Source organism: Sorangium sp. So ce124, assembly GCF_051525235.1.
Lineage (GTDB): Bacteria > Myxococcota_A > Polyangia > Polyangiales > Polyangiaceae > Sorangium > Sorangium atrum.
The window spans coordinates 880,186-898,659 of sequence record NZ_CP150312.1; the positions used below are offsets into that span (position 1 = coordinate 880,186).

14 protein-coding genes are annotated in these 18,474 nt (G+C 74.2%); 8 read left to right on the forward strand and 6 right to left on the reverse strand.

Annotated elements, in window-relative coordinates; translation table 11 throughout:
- Nucleotides 1–20: 20 nt before the first annotated feature.
- Entirely contained in the window at nt 21–935 is a 915-nt protein-coding gene (locus tag WMF19_RS03240; RefSeq protein WP_437897744.1) for a MerR family transcriptional regulator, read from the reverse strand.
- Nucleotides 936–1,093: 158 nt separating this feature from the next.
- Between WMF19_RS03240 and WMF19_RS03245 the strand changes: the two genes are divergently transcribed.
- The 3 genes from WMF19_RS03245 to WMF19_RS03255 are packed head-to-tail and all read left to right on the forward strand — an operon-like array spanning nt 1,094 to nt 5,169.
- Nucleotides 1,094–2,704, forward strand: coding sequence for a phytoene desaturase (locus tag WMF19_RS03245; RefSeq protein ID WP_437897745.1), 1,611 nt, complete (start codon nt 1,094–1,096; stop codon nt 2,702–2,704).
- Nucleotides 2,685–3,641 (forward strand): phytoene/squalene synthase family protein, encoded by a 957-nt coding sequence (locus WMF19_RS03250; protein ID WP_437897746.1) that lies wholly within the window; start codon nt 2,685–2,687, stop codon nt 3,639–3,641. Before WMF19_RS03245 ends, WMF19_RS03250 begins: the two co-directional genes overlap by 20 nt.
- Before the next feature lie 58 nt (nt 3,642–3,699).
- On the forward strand, nt 3,700–5,169 hold the full coding sequence (locus tag WMF19_RS03255; protein WP_437897747.1) for a lycopene cyclase: 1,470 nt from the start codon (nt 3,700–3,702) through the stop codon (nt 5,167–5,169).
- 4 nt (nt 5,170–5,173) lie between these two features.
- Here the strand turns inward: WMF19_RS03255 and WMF19_RS03260 are convergent, their stop codons facing one another.
- From WMF19_RS03260 to crtD, 3 genes are read right to left on the reverse strand one after another with little or no spacing between them, the layout of a single operon-like run.
- A complete protein-coding gene (locus tag WMF19_RS03260; RefSeq protein ID WP_437897748.1) occupies nt 5,174–5,674 on the reverse strand; it encodes a beta-carotene hydroxylase in 501 nt (166 codons plus the stop codon).
- On the reverse strand, nt 5,671–6,555 hold the full coding sequence (locus WMF19_RS03265) for a carotenoid 1,2-hydratase (RefSeq protein ID WP_437897749.1): 885 nt from the start codon (nt 6,553–6,555) through the stop codon (nt 5,671–5,673). Before WMF19_RS03265 ends, WMF19_RS03260 begins: the two co-directional genes overlap by 4 nt.
- Entirely contained in the window at nt 6,552–8,123 is a 1,572-nt protein-coding gene (gene crtD / locus WMF19_RS03270; RefSeq protein WP_437897750.1) for a 1-hydroxycarotenoid 3,4-desaturase CrtD, read from the reverse strand. Before crtD ends, WMF19_RS03265 begins: the two co-directional genes overlap by 4 nt.
- A 98-nt stretch (nt 8,124–8,221) precedes the next feature.
- On the opposite strand from crtD, the gene WMF19_RS03275 reads away from it, so the two are divergent.
- The 5 genes from WMF19_RS03275 (at nt 8,222) to WMF19_RS03295 (ending at nt 15,685) form a co-directional block, all read left to right on the forward strand.
- A complete protein-coding gene (locus tag WMF19_RS03275; RefSeq protein WP_437327424.1) occupies nt 8,222–9,133 on the forward strand; it encodes a polyprenyl synthetase family protein in 912 nt (303 codons plus the stop codon).
- A 412-nt stretch (nt 9,134–9,545) separates the two neighbouring features.
- Nucleotides 9,546–11,315 carry an acyl-CoA dehydrogenase family protein gene (locus tag WMF19_RS03280; RefSeq protein WP_437327425.1) on the forward strand — a complete coding sequence of 590 codons (1,770 nt, stop codon included), beginning with the start codon at nt 9,546–9,548 and terminating at the stop codon, nt 11,313–11,315.
- 205 nt (nt 11,316–11,520) lie between these two features.
- Nucleotides 11,521–12,609, forward strand: coding sequence for a MaoC family dehydratase (locus tag WMF19_RS03285; RefSeq protein WP_437897751.1), 1,089 nt, complete (start codon nt 11,521–11,523; stop codon nt 12,607–12,609).
- A gap of 216 nt (nt 12,610–12,825) precedes the next feature.
- A complete protein-coding gene (locus tag WMF19_RS03290; protein ID WP_437897752.1) occupies nt 12,826–14,958 on the forward strand; it encodes an ATP-binding protein in 2,133 nt (710 codons plus the stop codon).
- Between the two features lie 157 nt (nt 14,959–15,115).
- Nucleotides 15,116–15,685, forward strand: coding sequence for a hypothetical protein (locus WMF19_RS03295; RefSeq protein WP_437327428.1), 570 nt, complete (start codon nt 15,116–15,118; stop codon nt 15,683–15,685).
- Here the strand turns inward: WMF19_RS03295 and WMF19_RS03300 are convergent, their stop codons facing one another.
- Nucleotides 15,686–17,143, reverse strand: a complete 1,458-nt coding sequence (locus WMF19_RS03300; RefSeq protein ID WP_437897753.1) for a cyclic nucleotide-binding domain-containing protein — start codon at nt 17,141–17,143, stop codon at nt 15,686–15,688. It abuts the gene before it with no gap.
- Between the two features lie 263 nt (nt 17,144–17,406).
- Entirely contained in the window at nt 17,407–18,471 is a 1,065-nt protein-coding gene (locus WMF19_RS03305; protein ID WP_437897754.1) for a retropepsin-like aspartic protease, read from the reverse strand.
- Between the last annotated feature and the right edge of the window lie 3 nt (nt 18,472–18,474).

Genomic DNA, 18,474 nt, shown 5'->3' on the forward strand with positions numbered 1-18,474 from the left:
GGCCGGCGGGGCGGCTGCGCTCAGCTCCCGTCCTTGCGGCGCCGCCGCGCGTGCAGCGCGGACTCGACCTGCGCGCGGATCTCCGCCGCCTCCGCGGCCGCCACGAGGCCGCCGCGCGCCTCGATGAAGGTCCGGAGCGGCCCGGCGCCCCTGCCGCCCACGATCCACGGCACGCCCCGGCACGCGTCCGCGTAGGCGTCGATGAGCTCGCGCGCCGCCGGCGGGAGCGGCGGGATCGCGACCGTCAGCGCGACGAGGTCCGGCGCGATCGCCTCGACCGCCCGCGCGATCGCGGCGGGCGGCGTCCTCGCGCCGAGCACGACGGAGCGGAAGCCCCACGAGCAGAAGCGCAGGCCGATGCCGAACAGCCCGAGCACGTGATCCTCGTCGGCGAAGGCCGCGAGCAGGACGCGCCGCCCGCCCTCGCCAGGCTGCGCGAGCCGCAAGAGGTGCTGCAGCGTCGCCCCGATCACCTGCGAGGCGAGGTGCTCCTGCGCGACCGTGATTTTCCCCGCGTGCCAGAGATCGCCGATGCGCTCGAGCGCCGGGATGAGCGCGCGCTCGGCGATCATCACCGCAGGGCCGAGCGAGAGGGCCCGGTTCACCTCGGCCTCGATTCCGTCCAGATCGAACCGAACCGTGGCGTCGATGATGCGCTCGCTCGCCCCGGCGAACGCGTCGCCTCCGGTCGTGCCCACCGGCGCGCGCGGCCTCGCCGTCTCGAGCACCATGCGCGCCGCCTCGGCCGCGGCGATCCCGCCGTTCACGTGGTCGCGCATCTTCTTGATCACCGCCACATCGTCGTCGCTGTACAGGCGGTAGGCCGACGCCGTGCGCGCGGGCGACGGCACGCCATAACGACGCTCCCACGCGCGCAGCGTCGCCGAGGACACGCCGCACATCTCCGAGACGACATGGATTCTGTAGCGGCTCAACTGGATAAACCTTGCTAGGACCCGCCGAGCCGCGGCCGTCCACGCCGGCCCGGCGCACCGGGGTGCATCGGAACGGCGGGCAGCGAGGCCCAGAAAGACCCTCCCGCCGGCGTTTTTCGCCTTTGTCAAAGGCTAGGACAAACATTATACTGCGCGTCATGCAAAACACCAGCGCTTCTTCGGCGCAGGATCCGGCGCATCCGGCGGGGCCTGACGCCTCGCCGGGCGACGAGACGGCCGCTCCCCCGCGAGCGGCACGAGCGCGCGGCGTCCTCCGTGGAGCGCGCGCGCCGCGCGCCGTGGTGATCGGCAGCGGCTTCGGGGGCCTCGCGGCGGCCGTCCGGCTCGGGGTGCGGGGCTACGACGTCACGGTCGTCGAGAAGCTCGACGCGCCGGGCGGGCGCGCGTACGTCCACCGCCAGGACGGGTTCACCTTCGACGCGGGGCCGACCGTCATCACGGCGCCGTTCCTCCTGGAAGAGCTCTGGCAGCTCTGCGGCCGGAAGATGGCCGACGACATCGATATGCGGCCCGTGTCGCCGTTCTACCGGATCCGGTTCCACGACGGCGCGACGTTCGACTACACGGGCGACGCCGCCGCGATGCGCGCCGAGGTCGCGCGCCTGTCACCCGGGGACGTCGAGGGGTACGAGCGCTTCGTCCGGCGGAGCGAGGCGATCTTCCGCGTCGGGTTCGAGGAGCTCGCGCACGTGCCGTTCGGGTCGTGGGCGGACATGGCGCGCATCGTGCCGGACATGGTGCGGCTCGAGAGCTACCGCACGGTGTACGGCCTCGTCGCGAAGCACGTGAAGGACGACCGCCTGCGCCAGGTGCTGAGCTTCCACCCGCTGCTCGTGGGCGGGAACCCGTTCTCGACGACCTCGATCTACAGCCTGATCGCGTTCCTCGAGCGCAACTGGGGCGTCCACTTCCCGATCGGCGGCACGGGCGCCCTGGTGAAGGGGCTCGTGTCGCTCATCGAGGGCCTCGGCGGCACGGTGCGGTGCGGCGCCGAGGTGCGGCGCATCTCCGTGGAGGGCGGGCGCGCCCGGGGCGTGGAGCTCGCGTCGGGCGAGCGGCTCGCCGCCGACGTCGTGGTCTCGAACGCGGACTCAGCGTGGACCTACCGGCACCTCGTGCCCCCCGAGGCGCGGAAGCGCTGGACCGACCGGCGCATCGAGCGGCAGCGCTACTCGATGAGCCTCTTCGTGTGGTACTTCGGCACGCGCCGGCAGTACCCGGACGTCGCTCACCACATGATCCTCCTCGGCCCGCGGTACAGGCCGCTGCTCGAGGACATCTTCGAGAAGCACGTGCTCGCCGACGACTTCAGCCTGTACCTGCACCGCCCGACCGCGACCGACCCGGCGCTCGCCCCGCCCGGCTGCGACGCGTTCTACGTGCTGTCCCCGGTGCCGAACCTGCTCAGCGGCACCCACTGGCCAACGACCCAGGAGCGGTACCGGCGCTCCATCTCGGCGCTGCTCGAGGCGACGCTCCTGCCGGGGCTCGAGGGCGCGCTCGCGAGCTCGCGGCTCCTCACGCCGCAGGACTTCCAGGACCGGCTGCTGTCGTTCCGGGGCGCGGCGTTCGGGCCGGAGCCGGTGCTCACGCAGAGCGCCTTCTTCCGGCCCCACAACGCGAGCGAGGACGTCGAGGGCCTCTACCTCGTCGGGGCAGGGACGCACCCGGGCGCCGGTCTGCCCGGGGTGCTCTCGTCGGCCCGCGTGCTGGATCGGGTGGTCCCGGATGCATCGAAGCTCGCCTGAGGCGTCGGCGGCGGACTTCGCCGCGTGCAGGGACCTCCTGCGCAAGGGGTCGAAGAGCTTCGCCGCGGCGGCGCTCCTGCTGCCCGCGCGGGTGAGGGAGCCGGCGGCGGCGTTCTACGCGTTCTGCCGGGTCGCCGACGACGCGGTCGACGAGCTGGGGGAGCACGCGCCGCCGTCCGCGGCCGCGGCCGCTGTCGCGACGCTGCGGGAGCGGCTCGCGCGCGCCGCGGCGGGCAGGCCGGACGACAGCCCGGTCGATCGCGCGCTCGCCCACGTCATGGCGGAGCACGGGCTGCCGCGCGCGTTCATCGAGGCGCTGCTCGAGGGGTTCGCGTGGGACGCGGAGGGGCGCCGCTACGAGACGCTCTCGGACCTGAACGCCTACGCGGCGCGCGTCGCGGGCACCGTCGGCGCGACGATGTCGACGCTCATGGGGGCGCGGGGGCCCGACGCGCTCGCGCGGGCGTGCGACCTGGGCGTCGCCATGCAGCTCACGAACATCGCGCGCGACGTCGGCGAGGACGCGCGGCGCGGGCGGATCTACCTGCCGCTCGCCTGGATGCGGGAGGCCGGGATCGCGCCGGACGGGTGGCTCGCGCGGCCGGTGTTCGACGACCGGCTGGGGCGGCTCGTGGCGCGGCTGCTCGCCGAGGCGGAGGCGCTGTACCTCCGCGCGGGCGCCGGCATCCCGATGCTGCCGCGCGACTGCCGCCCCGCGATCCAGGCGGCGCGGCTCATCTACGCCGACATCGGGCGGGTCATCGCGCTCCGCGGCTTCGATTCGGTGTCGACGCGCGCCGTGGTGTCGCCAGGCCGCAAGGCGTGGCTCGTGCTGCGGGCGCTGCTCCGCGGGTCCGTCGCGCCCGCGGAGGCCCGCGAGCACGGCGCGGCGCCGCCGCTCGACGAGGTCCGCTTCCTCCTGGAGGCGGCGCGATGAGCGGCGGCGCGAGCGGCGCGATCGGCGGCGGCGCGACGCGGGCTCTGGAGGCCGTTGGATGAGCGCCGGCGGCGTGCCGGGCTCAGCCGCGCGGGAGATCGACGCGGCGCGGGGGCGCGTGCGTGAGGCGGGCGGCGAGGCGCTGCTCGCGCGCCTCGAGCACCTCGACGCGGCGCGGGCCGCCCCGGCGCCTCGGCCGGGACCCTCACCGCGGCCGCCGGATCGGGGCGCGACCGCCGATTACGATGTGGTCGTCGCGGGCGGCGGGCTGTCGCTCCTGCTCGCGCCGCTGCTCGCGTCGGCCGGGCTGCGCGTCGCGGTGCTCGACCGGGCGCGGATCGGCGCCGCGCACCGGGAGTGGAACGCCGGGACGGCCGAGGTGGCCGCGCTGTCGGCGTCGGGGATCTTCACGAGGGACGAGATCGAGCGGCTCGTGATCGCCCGGTACGTCGAGGGGCTCTGCCGCTGGCACGGCGGCGGGACGTACCCGGTGCGCGGCGTGCTCGACCACGCCATCGACGCGGGCGGGCTGCTCGCAGCGGCGCGGGCCCGGGCAGAGGCGCTGGGGGTGACGCTGCTCGACGGGCACGCGCTCCTCGGGCACACGGAGGGCCCAGACGCGGTCGCGCTCGCCGTGGCCGAGGCGCATCCGGGCGCCGCGCCGCGCGCGCTGTCCACGCGGCTCCTCGTCGACGCGCGCGGCGCGGCGAGCCCCTACGCGACCGCGGACCTCCTCTGCCCGACCGTCGGCGGCGTGCTCACCGGACTCTCGGAGGGCGACGGGGAGCGGCGGATCCGGCCGGACGTCGGTGAGATCCTCGCCACAACGGAGGACGTCGAGGAGGGCAGGCAGCACCTCTGGGAGGCGTTCCCGGGGCGACCGGGCGAGACGACGGTCTACCTCTTCTATTACGCGCGCTCCGGGGACGTCGGGCCAGGCGCGCTCCTGTCGCTCTACGCGCGGTTTTTCCGGTTCCTCTCGCGCTACAAGGAGGGCGACGCGCGGCTCGTCCGCCCGACCTTCGGGCTCATCCCCGGCTGGTCGCGGCTGTCGGCCGCGCCGCGGGCGCCGGGGCGCCGGGTGCGGCTCGTGGGGGACGCTGCGGCGCGGCACTCGCCGCTGACGTTCTGCGGCTTCGGCGCGAACGTGCGCGAGCTCGCGGCGACGGCCGCCGATCTGGCGCGGGCGGTCCGGGAGCCGGGAGCGCCGAGCACGGCGCGCGACGCGCCGGTGCACGTGGGCACCGGCGCGCTCGCGGCCCTCATGGCGAAGCCCGCCGGCGGGGCGAGGGCAGGGGAGATGAACGCGCTCCTCAACACGGCCTTCGCCGTGCTCCACGCGATGGGCAACGACGCGTACGCGGCGCTGCTGCGCGACGAGATGCAGGCGGCCGATTTCGTGAGGTTCTTGCGGGAGACGGCGGCGCGGCGGCCCGAGGTGTACCGCGAGGTCGTGAGCGCGCTGCCGCTCCGGGCCATCGGCCGCTGGGGGGCGGGGCTCGCAAGGGAGCTCTATCGCGCCCGCTGAGGCTCTATCGCGCCCGCTGCGCGGCGCGGGCGGCGCGTGCGCCCCGCGCGCCCGCGGCGGCGCCCCGCGCGAGGACGAGGGGCCCGAGGAACAGGCCGTACGGCGGGCCGCCGGTGCCGTGGTGGACGCGGTGCGCGTCGCGGACGCGGGCGAGGTACGGGATGCGCGCGAGGCCCGAGACCGGGAGGCGCCCGTGGACGAGGCCGTCGTGGACCAGGACGTAGGCGAGGCCGAACGCGGTCATGCCGAGGCCGAAGCCGAACGCGGCCTCGCGCAGCGGCCCCGGCGCGCCCCAGGATCCGTACATGATGAGCCCGGCGGCGATCGGGGCGTGGAGGGACGCGAGCGCGTCATTTTTCTCGAAGGCGCCGCGCCGCTTCGTGTGGTGGGAGCGGTGGATGCTCCAGAGCGCGTGGTGCCAGACCTTGCCGTGGAGGAGCGCGGCCCACACCTCCATGGTCGCGAAGGCGGCGAGCGCCGTGGCGATCCAGATCGCGAGCGTCATCGCGCCCTCCGCATGCGGAACGGCAGGAGGAGCTGCACCCAGGGGCTGGCGAAGCGGTCGAGCGAGAGGGCCTCGTGGACGACCGTCGCCGGCTTGCCGCCGAACGTCGCGGCCGCGAGGGAGCGCGCGTAGAACGGCGTGTCCTCGAAGGTGCGGAGGAGCCGCGGCGCGGACCCCGGGTCGGCGGCGATCTCCCGCGCCATGCCCCAGCGCGTGCCGCCGAGCGGCCGAGGGGCGAGCGGCGGGAGCTCGCGCGCGCCGCCCGCCGCGTCGAACGCGGGCGAGAGGAGCATGCGCGTGCCGTCGCGGCGCCGGACGTCGTAGGTCAGGGCGATCCCGTCCGCGCCGAGCGCGCGCGACCAGGTCCAGCGCTCGAAGGCGTGGTCGAGCGGCTCGTCGCCGGCGTTCGTGTCGAGGTAGGCGCTGCCGGAGAAGCGCAGCGAGGGGTGCGCGAGCTCGACCTCGGCCCGCGCGATCGGCGCGATGGGCGCCCAGCGGTGGAGCCCCCGCCCGTCCAGGGCGACGGCGTCGTGCGCGCCGTCCGCCGCGGGCCTGGGCGCGGACGGGCGGAGGCGCACCGTCCCCGAGAGCCGGGAGGGCAGAGGCGCCGTGATCTCGTCGAAGGAGACGCGGAGCTCGCCCCCGGACCACTCCACCACGCTCGGGCCGATGGAGAGCGACCGCGGCGACCTGGAGACCGCGCCCCGCGGCCGCTCGGTCAGCGCCCAGCGATCGGCGCTCGGGCCGTACAGCGCGACGTTCATCGCGCAGTGCATGAGCGGGTCCGCGGCGCCGCGCGATCGAGCCTTTGCGTAGTACGGCGAGAAGACGCTCCCGAGCATCGCGATGATCGTGATCGCGCTCCGGCCGTCGTCGCTCACCGCGTCCAGGTACCACCAGGCGTAGCCGCCGCTCGGGATCTCGAGGTCGAAGCGAGGTCCTCCATCACGCTCCGCGCCGCGAGCTGGCCGCTCAGCGCCGCCATCGGCACGCCCGCCCCCGGGTGCGCGCTCCCGCCGGCGAAGTACAGGCCCGGGAGCTTCGAGCGCGAGGCCGGGCGCGCGAAGGTCGAGTTCCACCCGTGGGACACCGGCCCGTACAGCGCGCCCCCCGTCGCCGGGAACATCCGCTCGAAGTCCGCCGGCGTCGTCGCCACCGGGGAGGGGCCGGTGCTCCTCAGCGAGAGCCCGAACCGCTGCAGTTGCTGGAACACGCGCTGCTCCCATTCGTGGATCTCCGTCGATGAAGGGGTGTGTTTATCACCGGTCGCAGGGGCGTTGAGGATGAAGAACAGCCGTTCTCCGCCTCCCTCGCCGCCCGGGCGGGCTCCGGCCTCGCCGGGCTCAGGCCGCGGCTCGTGCCCGCGGTCCTCGGCGCAGACGTAGACCGTCGCGTCGCGCGGGAGCTCGGAGCGGTCGAACAGCGCGCGGAACTCGGCCTCGTAGTCCCCGGAAAAGAAGACGTTGTGCCGGAGGAGGGGGAAGCCGCTCGCCTCGGCCACGAGCGCCCAGGTGACGGCCGAGAGCGACCGTGGCTCGCTCCCCGGCGCCTTGCGGGCGGCGCGCTGGCCGAACAGGCCGACCCGCAGCGCCGCCGGGTCAGCGTTCAGCACGATGGCGTCGGCCTCGATGCGCTCGCCGCCCTCGAGCACGACGCCCGCCGCGCGGCCGCGCCCCTCCTCGATGGCGGCGACGTGCGCGCCGCAGCGCAGGGTCGCCCCGGCGCGGGCCGCCGCCGCGGCGAGCGCCTCGGCGACGCGCCCCATCCCGCCCTCGGGGAGCCAGAGGCCCTCGCGCTCCACGTGCGCGATGACGCTCAGCGTCGCAGGCGCGAGGTACGGCGACGAGCCGCAGTAGGTGGCATAGCGCCCGAACAGCTGGAGGAGGCGCGCGTCCGCGAAGAAGTCGCCGAGCGCGCGGTGGAGGGTGCGGTGCCCGTCGATCTTCATCATCCCGCCGAGGCCCAGGCTGCCCGCCGTGCTCAGGACCGTCTTGAGCGTGGGCCGCTCCGCGCGCAGGAACGGCGCCTCCACCACGTCGAAGATCTCGCGCGCGTACCGGCAGAACCGGCGGTATCCGTCCGCCTCCCGCGCCCCCGCGAGCGCGCCGATCGCGTCCGCGCTGCGCTCGACGTCCGCGAACAGGTCGAGCGTCGAGCCGTCCGGCCAGGCGTGGCGCGCGAGCGTCTCGGCCCGGCGGAGCGGCACGTGGTCCTCGAAGCGGAGCCCGAGCGACGCGAAGATCTCGTCGAAGACCCACCGCATCGTGAGCGCCGTCGGGCCGACGTCGACGCGGCGGTCCCCGAGGACCACCTCGCGTATCTTTCCGCCGACGCGCGGCGCCCGCTCGAGTAGCACCACGTCGAGCCCGCTCGAAGCAAGGAGCGCGGCCGAGGTCAGACCGCCGATACCCCCGCCGATCACCACGACGCGATCTCTCCCGTCCGTCATGGCCGGAGTGTACGCGTCGGAGGTAGTTTGTCTATACTTTGTTTAAGTAATGTTCAAACTGTTGACAAGCCCCTGAGCCTCGCCAAGACTCGCGCCCCATGGATTTCGATCGCCGGATCGAGCGCGTCCTCCTCGCCGCCATCGAGCCGCTCTCCTCGCCCGCGTCGCCGCCCGGGCTCCTGGCCGCGACGCAGCACGCCGTCTTCCCTGGAGGCGCCCGCATCCGGCCGCGGCTCTGCCTGGCCGTCGCTTCGGCGTACGGCGATCCCGCGCCGGAGGCCGCCGACGCCGCGGCGGCGGCGGTGGAGCTCATCCACTGCGCTTCGCTCGTCCACGACGATCTCCCCTGCTTCGACGACGCGCCGATCCGGCGCGGCCGGCCGTCTGTCCACCGCGCCTTCGGCGAGCCGATCGCGGTGCTCGCCGGCGATCAGCTCATCGTGCTCGCCTTCGAGGCGCTCGCGCGCGGCGCCTTCCACGCCGTGGCGAGCGGCGTGATCGACGCGCGCCGGGCGGTCCGGTTCTTCGAGGTGCTCGCGGGCGGCGTGGGGATGCCGCAGGGGATCATCGCCGGGCAGGCGTGGGAGTCGGAGGCGAAGGTCGCGATCTCGGCCTACCGGCGCGCGAAGACGGGCGCGCTCTTCGAGGCGGCGGCGACCCTCGGCGCGCTCTCCGCAGGCCAGGACGGGGCCGCCTGGGGCGACCTCGGGCAGCGCATCGGCGAGGCGTACCAGGTCGCGGACGACGTGCTCGACCTGGTCGGGAAGCCGGAGGACATGGGCAAGCCGGCGGGGCGCGACGGGGCGCTCGGGCGCCCGAACACGGCGCTGGAGCTCGGGCTCTCCGGCACGACCCGGCTGCTGCAGCGGCTCATCCAGGACGCGGTCGAGGCGGTGCCGCAGTGCCCGCGGGCCGACGACGTGCGGTCGTGGGCCGTCGAGCTGGGGGACAGGCTCCTCCGGGTCTGCAGGGCGCCGGCCGCGGCGCTGCCGACCGTGAGCTCCATGTAACGGCTCGGGCGGCCTGACGTACGTCCGAGAGGAGCGCTCGTCGGAGCGACTCGGGACGTCTGAGACTGATGATCGGGAGTGGAAGCTGGGTTGTTTGCGCGTCGCGGGACGGAACGTGTGAACCTGACGTGAACCGACCTGAACCGACGTGAAGCCGACGTGAACCGTCGCGAACCGTCGCGAACCGTCGCCAACCGTCGCGAGGCAAATTCAGGAAGGGCCTTAATGCGTTGTCGCCTCGCGATAGTGGGGCTGCGCCCAGGCTCGACGAACGCGGTTCGAGGTGGCATCCTCGGCGGGCCTTTCCGCGTCTGCCGCGGGGAGCGTGGCTGTGGAGCGGTGGTGAGGCGCTGTGTCCTGCGTCCGGTGAAGTGGGGCGTGGGTCATAGTCCGCGAGCGGGGGGATTGGGGGATGAGGGCGATTCGGGAGCAACACGCCACGATCGTTTCTCGAAAGCTCGAGGCCGACAGTCCGGGGGGGATGCGCGAGGCGATCACCTCCGCCGAGCAGCTCGCGCGCGTCGCGCGCGGGCGCCTCCGCGATCGGGTGGTGGACGTCGGGAGCGCCGCGGGCACCGCCCTCCGGGGTGCGCCGAGGAGCGCGAGCTTCGTCCGGGCGGGCGCCGCCGCCGTGCCGCTGCACGTGTCGCGGATGCTGCTCGATCGACACCAGGTCGCCGCCCACGCGCTCGCCCACCTCTACGCGGAGATCGAGGCATGCCGCTCGCTCGCCAGCTGGGCCTGCGAGGCGGGCGGCGAGGCCAGGGCCGTCGCCGAGGCGCACGCAGGGGCGCTGCTCCTGTCGCTGCGCGGCGGCGTCGATCTGGGCGGCGGAGAGATCGCGCCGCTCGGCGAGCTCGAGCTCCGCGACGACGAGGTCGCCAAGGCGATCGGCCACCCGGCGGTCGCGGCGTGGGCGCGCGACGCGGGCTCCGGCGTCGCCGTCGCCTCGATCGCGCGCGCGGCCGCCGAGCAGGGCATCCCCGCCAGCGCCGGCGCGGAGGACGAGCGCATCGGCTGGATCCGGCACAACATGCGCGACTTCGTCGAGCGCCTCGTCGAGCCGCTCGCCCCCGAGATCCACCGCCGCAACGGGCTCATCCCCGAGTCGATCGTCCGCCGCATGGGGCAGTTCGGGGTTTTCCGCCTCGCCACCGCGCCCGAGCACGGGGGCGACGGGCTCGGCGTGGCCGCCATGGCGACCGCCATCGAGGAGCTGGCGCGCGGCTCGCTCGGCTTCGGCGTGCTCACCATGACGGCCTCCATCGCGTCGGACCTCCTCGCCCGATCCGGCACGGACCTGCAGCGCCGGACGTGGCTGTCGCGCATCGCGAACGGCGAGGCGCGCTGCGCCCTCGCGTTCGCGGAGCCGGCGTACGGGTCGGACCTCGCGCGCGTCGCCACGCGCGCCGAGCGCCAGGCCGACGGCAGCTATCTGCTCATCGGAAAGAAGGCGTGGGTCACCGGCGCGTCCCGCGCCGACCTGGTGCTCACCCTCGCGAGGACCACGACGCCGGGAGGACAGGGGCAGCTGCCGCTCGGGCCGAGCCTCTTCGTCATCGCGAAGCGGCGCGGCGCGCCGGGCGCCGACTTCCCGGACGCCGGGATCGCCGGGACCGAGCTGCGGGCGCTCGGGCAGCGCGGCATGGGGCACTACGAGCTCCGGATCGAGGGGCTCCAGATCGGCCGCGAGGCCCTGCTCGGCGAGCGCGAGGGTGAGGGGATCGCCCAGATCCAGCGGGCGCTCGTGACCGGCCGCACCTACGCGGCCGCGTGCGGCGTGGGCGTGGCCCAGGCCGCGCTGGAGCTGGCGCTCGAGCGGGCGAAGACGCGCGTGCAGTTCGGGTCGCAGCTCATCTCCTTCCCGCGCGTGGCGCACCGGCTCGGAGGGCTCATCGCGCGCGTCGCCGCCGCGCGGCAGCTCACGCGCGCCGCGGCGCAGGTGGCGGACACGGGGCAGCCGTGCGAGCTCACGTCGGCGATGGCCAAGCTCTTCTCGAGCCGCGTGGCCTGGGACGCGGCCGACGCCTGCATGCAGATCCACGGGGCGAGCGGCTACGCGGAGAGCTCGACCGCGGCGAGGCTCCTGCTCGACGCCCGAAGCCTCTTCTTCCAGCTGGGCCCGCACGAGGTGCTCGCGCAGGGCATCGCGCGCGCCCTGCTCGAGGGGCCGCTGCCCTGAGGCGCGCTCCGCCGCGGCGCGCTGCAGCGCGGAGGTACGAGCGACCGGCGACCGCGAACGGGCGGCCGGGCGTGTGAACCGGCGAGCGGGCGCGTGCGCAGAGGCGCCGCGTGGCGTGGCGTGGCGTGGCGCGGACGGCGCGGAGGTGCGGCGCGCAGCGCGCCGTCGTCAGCCGAGCGCGCCTGTGCCATGATCGCGCCGACCGATGGTCCGCGTCCGCTCTCCTCGCTACGGCCGCAAGCTCGACGATTTCACGGTCGGCGCGGTGTATGCCCACCCCTGGGACGTCACCGTGGACGAGGGGATGCTCGCGCTCTTCGCGGCCTCGTTCCAGGACGCGATCCCGACCTACGCCAGCCGCGTCGCGGCCCGGTCGGTGGGGCTCAGGGACAGGCCGGTGAGCCCGCTCTTGCTCCTCAACCTCGGCATCTCCTTCAGCGTGCACGACGTGAGCGAGCAGGCGATCGCGCACCTCGCCTACACCGACGTCCGGTTCCCGGCGGCCTGTTATCCGGGGGACACGCTGCGCGCGAGCTCGCTGGTCATCGGCAAGAAGCCGGTCTCGACGGGGGACAAGGGCGTCGTGCACGTCAGGACCCAGGTGGTGAACCAGGACGGGCTGCTCGTCTGCTCGTTCGAGCGCAAGGCGCTCGTGCCCCCTGGCCGCGTCGCGGAGCGCCCCGAGGACGCGCCGCACGCGGTCGCGCAGCCGGACGCGCCGCCGGGGCGCCTCCCGAAGGAGCTCGACGGTCCGCTGCCGCCGCCTGCGCGCCAGGGCGGCTTCGCCTGCGCGTGGGACGACTTCGAGGTGGGCGACGTGATCACCCACGAGGTCGGCAGGACCATCGGCGACAGCGAGCACATGCAGCTCGCGACCCTCCTGCGCAACTCCCACCCGCTGCACGTGGACGAGCAGTACTCCAGGTCGAGCTCCTTCGCGAAGACGCGGGTCGTCCACGGGGGGCTCGTGCTGTCCTGGGTGCTCGCGCTCTCGAGCCGGGACACGGCCGGGTGCGGCGTCTGGGACCTCGGCCTCGACGAGGGGGCCCACCCGAGCGGCGTGCTCGCGGGCGACACGCTGTTCGCCGCGTCGAAGGTGATCGCCATGGAAGAGGCCAGGAGCGGCGCCGGGAGCGTCACCTTCCGGATCGTCGGCGTGAAGAACACGCCGCCGCGCGCCCTGCTCGATCAGGGCGCCGACCTGTTCACACCCGAGCTCGGCAAGGCCGAGGGCAGGGTGAAGGAAAAGGTCGTGGAGATCACGCGAACGCTGCTCCTGCGCCGGCGGAGCTAGCTCTGTGCGCCAGCGATCCCTGGCGGGTTGCTGACGCACAGAAGCAGGCGGCCGCGAAGCGGACGCCGGGGCTCGGGGCGGAGCCCCGAGGAAACCAGGCGCAACCAGGCGCGCCTGCGGCGGGGGCCGTAGAATGAGGAGTCCCCGGCGGGCCGCCTGCGGCATACAATGGCCGGCCATGAGGACCGCTCTGCCCCAGCGAGGAACGGGACGGCCATGAGCGCAGCTGGGAGCCGTGAGCTGGACGCGCTCCGCGCGCGCGTCGCCGAGCTGGAGCGGGAGCTGGCCCACGCCCGCGCGCCAGGTCGGATCGCCGCGCGAGGCCCGGACGCGCCGGCCAGAGACCCGGGCAGCGCGAGGGGCTCGGCGCTCGTCGAGCAGGCGCGGCGGCAGCTCGACGAGGGCGAGCAGGCGGCGCAGATGGGCAACTGGCTCTGGGAGCTCGGCCAGAGCAGCACCATCTGGTCGCGGCAGCTCTTCCGGATCCTTGGCCGCGATCCCGAGACGGATACGCCCTCGACGGAGACCTTCCTCGAGGCCGTCCACCCCGACGACCGGGAGCGGCTGCAAGCCGGCCTGCAGCTGGCGAACGAGACAGGAGAGGGATCGGGCGCGATCGCGTTCCGCGTGCGCCACCGGGATGGAACGGTGCGGGAGTGCCTGCTGAGCAGCCTGCCGCTCGTCGATGGCGCTGGGTCGCCGTCCCGCTTCTTCGGCGCGGTCGTCGACCTGACCGAGCGCCGCCGCGCCGAGCAGGAGCTCCGCCGCAGCGAGCGCATGCTGAAGGAGGCGCAGCGCATCGCCCACGTGGGCAGCTGGTCCTACGACATCGCGTCGCGGACGATCCGCTGGTCCGAGGAGCTCTACCACATCCTCGGCGTCGATCTCTCGGTGCGCCCGACGTTCGAGCTCTTCGCGGGCCTCATCCACCCCGAGGATCGCCACCGGGTCTTCGGCGGCGCGGAGACCGCGTCGCCGCTCGGCATCGCGAGCCCCGTCGAGTGCCGCGTCGTGCGCGCGTCCAGCGGGGAGCTGCGCCACGTGCAGATGGCGGCGCAGCTGGTCACGGACGACGCCGGGACGATCACCGGGCTGGTCGGCACGAGCCTCGACATCACCGAGCGCCGGCGCCTCGAGGAGCAGCTCCTGCACAGCCAGAAGCTCGAGGCGATCGGGCGCCTCGCCGGCGGGGTCGCCCACGACTTCAACAACATGCTCACCGCGATCTTCGGGCACAGGGAGCTCGCGGTGCGCAAGGTGCCGGCGGCGTCGCCCGTCGCCGAGCACCTCACGCAGATCGGCACCGCCGCCGAGCGGGCCGCGGCGCTCACGCGGCAGCTGCTCGCCTTCGCGCGCAAGCAGCTGATCCAGCCGAGCGTGGTCGACCCGAACGCGCTGATCTTCGGGGTCGAGCCGCTCCTCCGCCCGCTCGTCGGCGAGGACGTGGAGCTCGTCGTGCTGCCGGGGAGCCAGATCTGGCCCATCCACATCGATCGGGGGCAGTTCGAGCAGCTGCTCATGAACCTGGCCGTGAACGCGCGCGACGCCATGCCCGGCGGGGGCCGCCTGGTGATCGAGACGGCGAACAGGGCGCTCGGCGGGGGCGACGGGGGGTGGGGGCCGGAGATCGAGCCCGGCGACTACGTGGAGCTCACGGTCACGGACACCGGGCAGGGCATCGACGACGCCGTCCATCAGTACGTGTTCGAGCCGTTCTTCACGACCAAGGAGCCGGGCAAGGGGTCGGGCCTCGGGCTCGCGACGTGCCACGGCATCGTGAAGCAGCACGGCGGCCACATCTGGTTCGCCAGCGCCCCCGGCCAGGGAACGCGCTTCACGATCTGCTTCCCGCGCGTGCGCGGCGTGCCCTGCGAGCAGCCTGTGAGGGCGACCGCGGCGGCCGTCGGCGGCGTGGAGACCGTGCTCGTCGTGGAGGACGAGGCGCAGGTGCGCGAGCTCTGCGTCGCCGCGCTGCGCGCCTTCGGCTACTCGGTCCTCGCGGCGCGGAGCGGCAAGGAGGCGATCGCGCTCGCGACCGCCTATCCCGGCCCCATCCACCTGCTCGTGAGCGACGTGGTCCTGCCGGACGCGCGCGGCCCCGCGCTCTCCGCGATGCTCGCCCGCGCGCGCGCCCCGCTGCCCGTCCTCTACGCCTCGGGCTACACGGAGGACGCCCTCCTCCCGGGCGATCTGCTCGACGGGGTCGCCCACTTCCTCGCCAAGCCGTACACGCCGACGCAGCTCGCGAAGGCGGTGCGCGCCGTGCTCGACGCGTCCGCGCAGGCGCGACGGGCGAAGGGCTCCGGCGACGCCCCGCCGTCGGCTCCGACCGCCGAGCGCCTGCAGTGAGCGCGCTCGTGCGTCGCGGGAGGCGGGCTCACGCCGCCGGAACGAGCGGTCGTCCACGTGTGCGGGCGCGTGTGCGCGCGCGTGCGCTGCGGTCCGTGGCGCGCCACGCTGGCCCCCACCGGCCGGGTGCATCTATCCTGGACGGGCGGCTTTGGCGATGAAGATCCGGGGGTCGGCGCTCATGCACACGAGGACCTACCTGCAGACGCGGTGGGGGAGCCAGGCCATGTCCGCCCTCGACGCCAAGCTGCCCGCCGCCGCGCGGGCGGTCTTCACGGCGCCCGATCTCGCGGCGCACGGCTGGTATCCCATCTCGGTCTGGAACGCGATCGCGGACGAGATCTCGCGGTGGCCCAACCGGTCCGGCGTCATCCGCGATCTCGCGGCTTACGTGGCCGAGCAGGACCTGACGCTCGCGCACAAGGTGCTGCTCAAGCTCGGCACGCCCGCGCTCGTCATGCGGCAGGCCGGCGTGATGTGGGGCATGTACTTCAACGGCGGCCGGCTCGCGCCTCTCGCCGAGGGAGAGCGGTTCTTCCGGCTGATACTTTACCTAGGGGTCGACCCGCAGTCCGACCCGGGGCGCCAGATCTGCAGAGACGCGGTGCCGGCGTGGCAGGAGAACGCGCTCCGGCTCTCGGGCGCGCGAGGGGGCCAGAGCCTCCACACGAAGTGCCGTTTCGAGGGACACCCCACCTGCGAGTACGAGGTGCGCTGGCTTCGGTAGTCACCACTTGGTGCAGAAGGCGAACAGGTTCACCTGCGCCTCTTCCGCGACCACCTCGACGGGGGTGCTCCCGAACTTCGACCGGGCGAACAGCGTCCTGAGATCCTCGGTGCTGCGGTGGATCAGCTCCCACTCGAGGACGTGGTCCATGAACGCCTTGCTCGGGTTGTTCACCCCGAAATTGCCCACGACCGCGACGCCCCCGGGGAGGAGCTTGTCGTGCATGCAATTGAGGAGGGCCACGACCAGGTCGTCGCGGAGGTAGTCCGTGAGCCCGATGCTGTAGATCATGTGCTGGGGCTTGAGCACCGTCCTGCCTCGGCCGTGGGCCAGCCGCACCACGTTGTCCTGCGCGAAGCTGAAGCGGTCCATGACGCCGAGCTGATCGGCGATGCCGGCCGCGTAGGCGAGGGCCTGGTTGTCGATATCGATGCACGTCGCCTTGATGTCGGGCGGCTCGCCCCCTTCAGCGTAGAGGTCGAACAGCTCCCGGGCGGGGCCGCTCGCGAGGCTCGTGATGTGGACAGGGCCGGACGCGTGCGCGGTGCAGGCCTCCCGGATCGCGCGGCTCAGCACGCCTCTCCTGTTCTTGACGGCGCGGCAGGCGTCGATGGCGAGCCCCCACTGGTCGATGAAGCGGCCGAGGCGGCCGTCGCCCGCGGGCTCGTCGTTGTACATCATCTCGATGGTGTAGAAGTCGCCCGCGTAGCCGCGCGGCTTCGTGTAGCACCGGTCGACGGTGCGGCTCAGCATGAAGAGCGAGAAGGTCTCCCGGAAGACATAGGCGCCGATGCCCTTCTCGAGGTGGCGCTCGCGCTCGATGTGCTCGCGCAGCGCGGACACGATCGTCTGGCACGCGGCGCTCACCTTCTCCTGGATCTCCGCCTCGGGCTGCTTTGCCTCCTTCACCATCCTGTCGGCGATCATCATCTCGAACTTGAACTGTTCGACCGTGTCGATGAGCTTCGGAGGGATGTTGTTGGTGCCGGCCTGGCCCGTCCTCGCCGCGTGAAAGCGGTTGACCTGCGGCACGTCCTCGACGAGGAGCGGCGGGAGCATCGCGGTGTTCTCGCGGAGGCGCTGGGCGAGCATGATCGCGAGCGACTGGTAGAAGCGCGCCGCGAGGCCGGGGACGGAGGCGAGGAGCGAGTGCACATACGGGCCCTCGATGACGTCGAGAGTGCACTCCTCGCGGGCGACGACGGAGGCGCTCGCGGCGGCGCTCTCGAGGAACGACATCTCGCCGAAGATGGCGCCGGGACCGAGCTGGCGGAGCGCCACGCCGCGCCCGAGGTGGGCGACCTCGACCCCGACCAGGCCGCTGCGCACGATGAAGATGCCCTGCCTTCGCGAGCCCTCCTCGAGGATCTGCTCGCCCGGTCGGTAGGTGACGCAGCTCGACTTCTCCAGCAGAAGCCGCTCGTCGTCCTGGGTCAAGAACTCGAAACCTGTCGTCATGATGCCTCCCGACCGCCGTGGGCGCCCCGGCCTCGCGGAGGAACGGATCTCTCCCCCCGCCGCGGCGACAGAGGCGTCCACGCGTGCGCCCCTTCTACCACGACGCATCGCGCCTCCGCTGAGGCATGGCGGTCCGCACGCTGGCTCGGCGCCGATCGCGCCGCGGGGCGCCTCGTCGACCGCGCGCCGCGGCTGCCGCAGCGCGCCTCGTCGATCACGCGCCGCGCTCGCGCCGAACGCACGTCGCGCGGTCCTTCACCGGGTCACCGCGGGGCGCAGGCCGCGACGCCGCCGTCCTCGGCGAGCACCAGCACACAGGTGCGGAGCACATCCATGCCGGCAAATCCGTCCGACGGACAGGTCGCCTGCCGCTCGCCGGGCAGAAGATCGATATCCGCGGCGGCGTCGAACCCCGCCATCCGGAGGCGAGCGCCCGAAAGGACGGGAACGGTGTGCCTGCCTGAGGCGGCGTAGGCGCTCCTGTCGCCGGTCGCCCGGCGCGACAGCCGCTTCCCCGCGGGGGAGACGGCGAAGAGCGAGCTCTGCGACGCCCCCGAGTCGATCTTCAGCGTGACGTCGATCCCCTCGACGCTCGCCCTTGCGGTGAGCCCGCTGCCCTGGTTCGGGCCGCCGCAGCGGGCGAGCTCCACGACGGCGGCCTCGCCGAACCGCGCCCGGAGCGTGCGTGCGGCCTCGTCGCGCGGAGCTTCGGTCATCCGGCCCTCGCGCAGGTCGAGCACGACGGCGCGGCCCGGCCCCGCCAGCTCCTGAGGCGCGATGATGCCGCCGATGCCGATGCGCTGCAGGACGTCGGGCATGCGGACGACGAGCAACGCGGAGACCTCGACCCGGCCCCACCCGGAGAGCGCGAGGCTCGCGCCCTCGAGGCGGGACACCGCGAGGGGCCTGCCCGCCTGGTCGACGGCGACGTCGCCCGCGGTCGAGAGGGGCAGCGCGAGCTCGTCGGCGAGCCAGCGGGCGAGGACGTGGTGGGAGGCGCCGGTGTCGACGATCAGCACGGCCGGCTGGCCCGCCACGACGGCGTCGATGAGCGGCGAGGGGAACGCGCGATCGTCGAGGTGGTACCGGAGGCTGGCCCGGCGCTCGGGGCCCGCTGCCGGCGCCGCCGGGCCCGCGCCCGCCGCCGGCGAGCCCGCGGGCGACGACGCGTCGCCGGCGCCGGCGCCGGTCGACGCCGCGCTGCGCGGCGAGGCCGGCGCGGCGCGGACCGCGGCGGGCTCGGCGCAGCCGGCCACCGCGAGCGCGCCGGCCGCGGCGGCGGCCGAGAGCGCGGCGAGGAGCTGCCTGCGAGCGCGCGGCACGAGCATCCG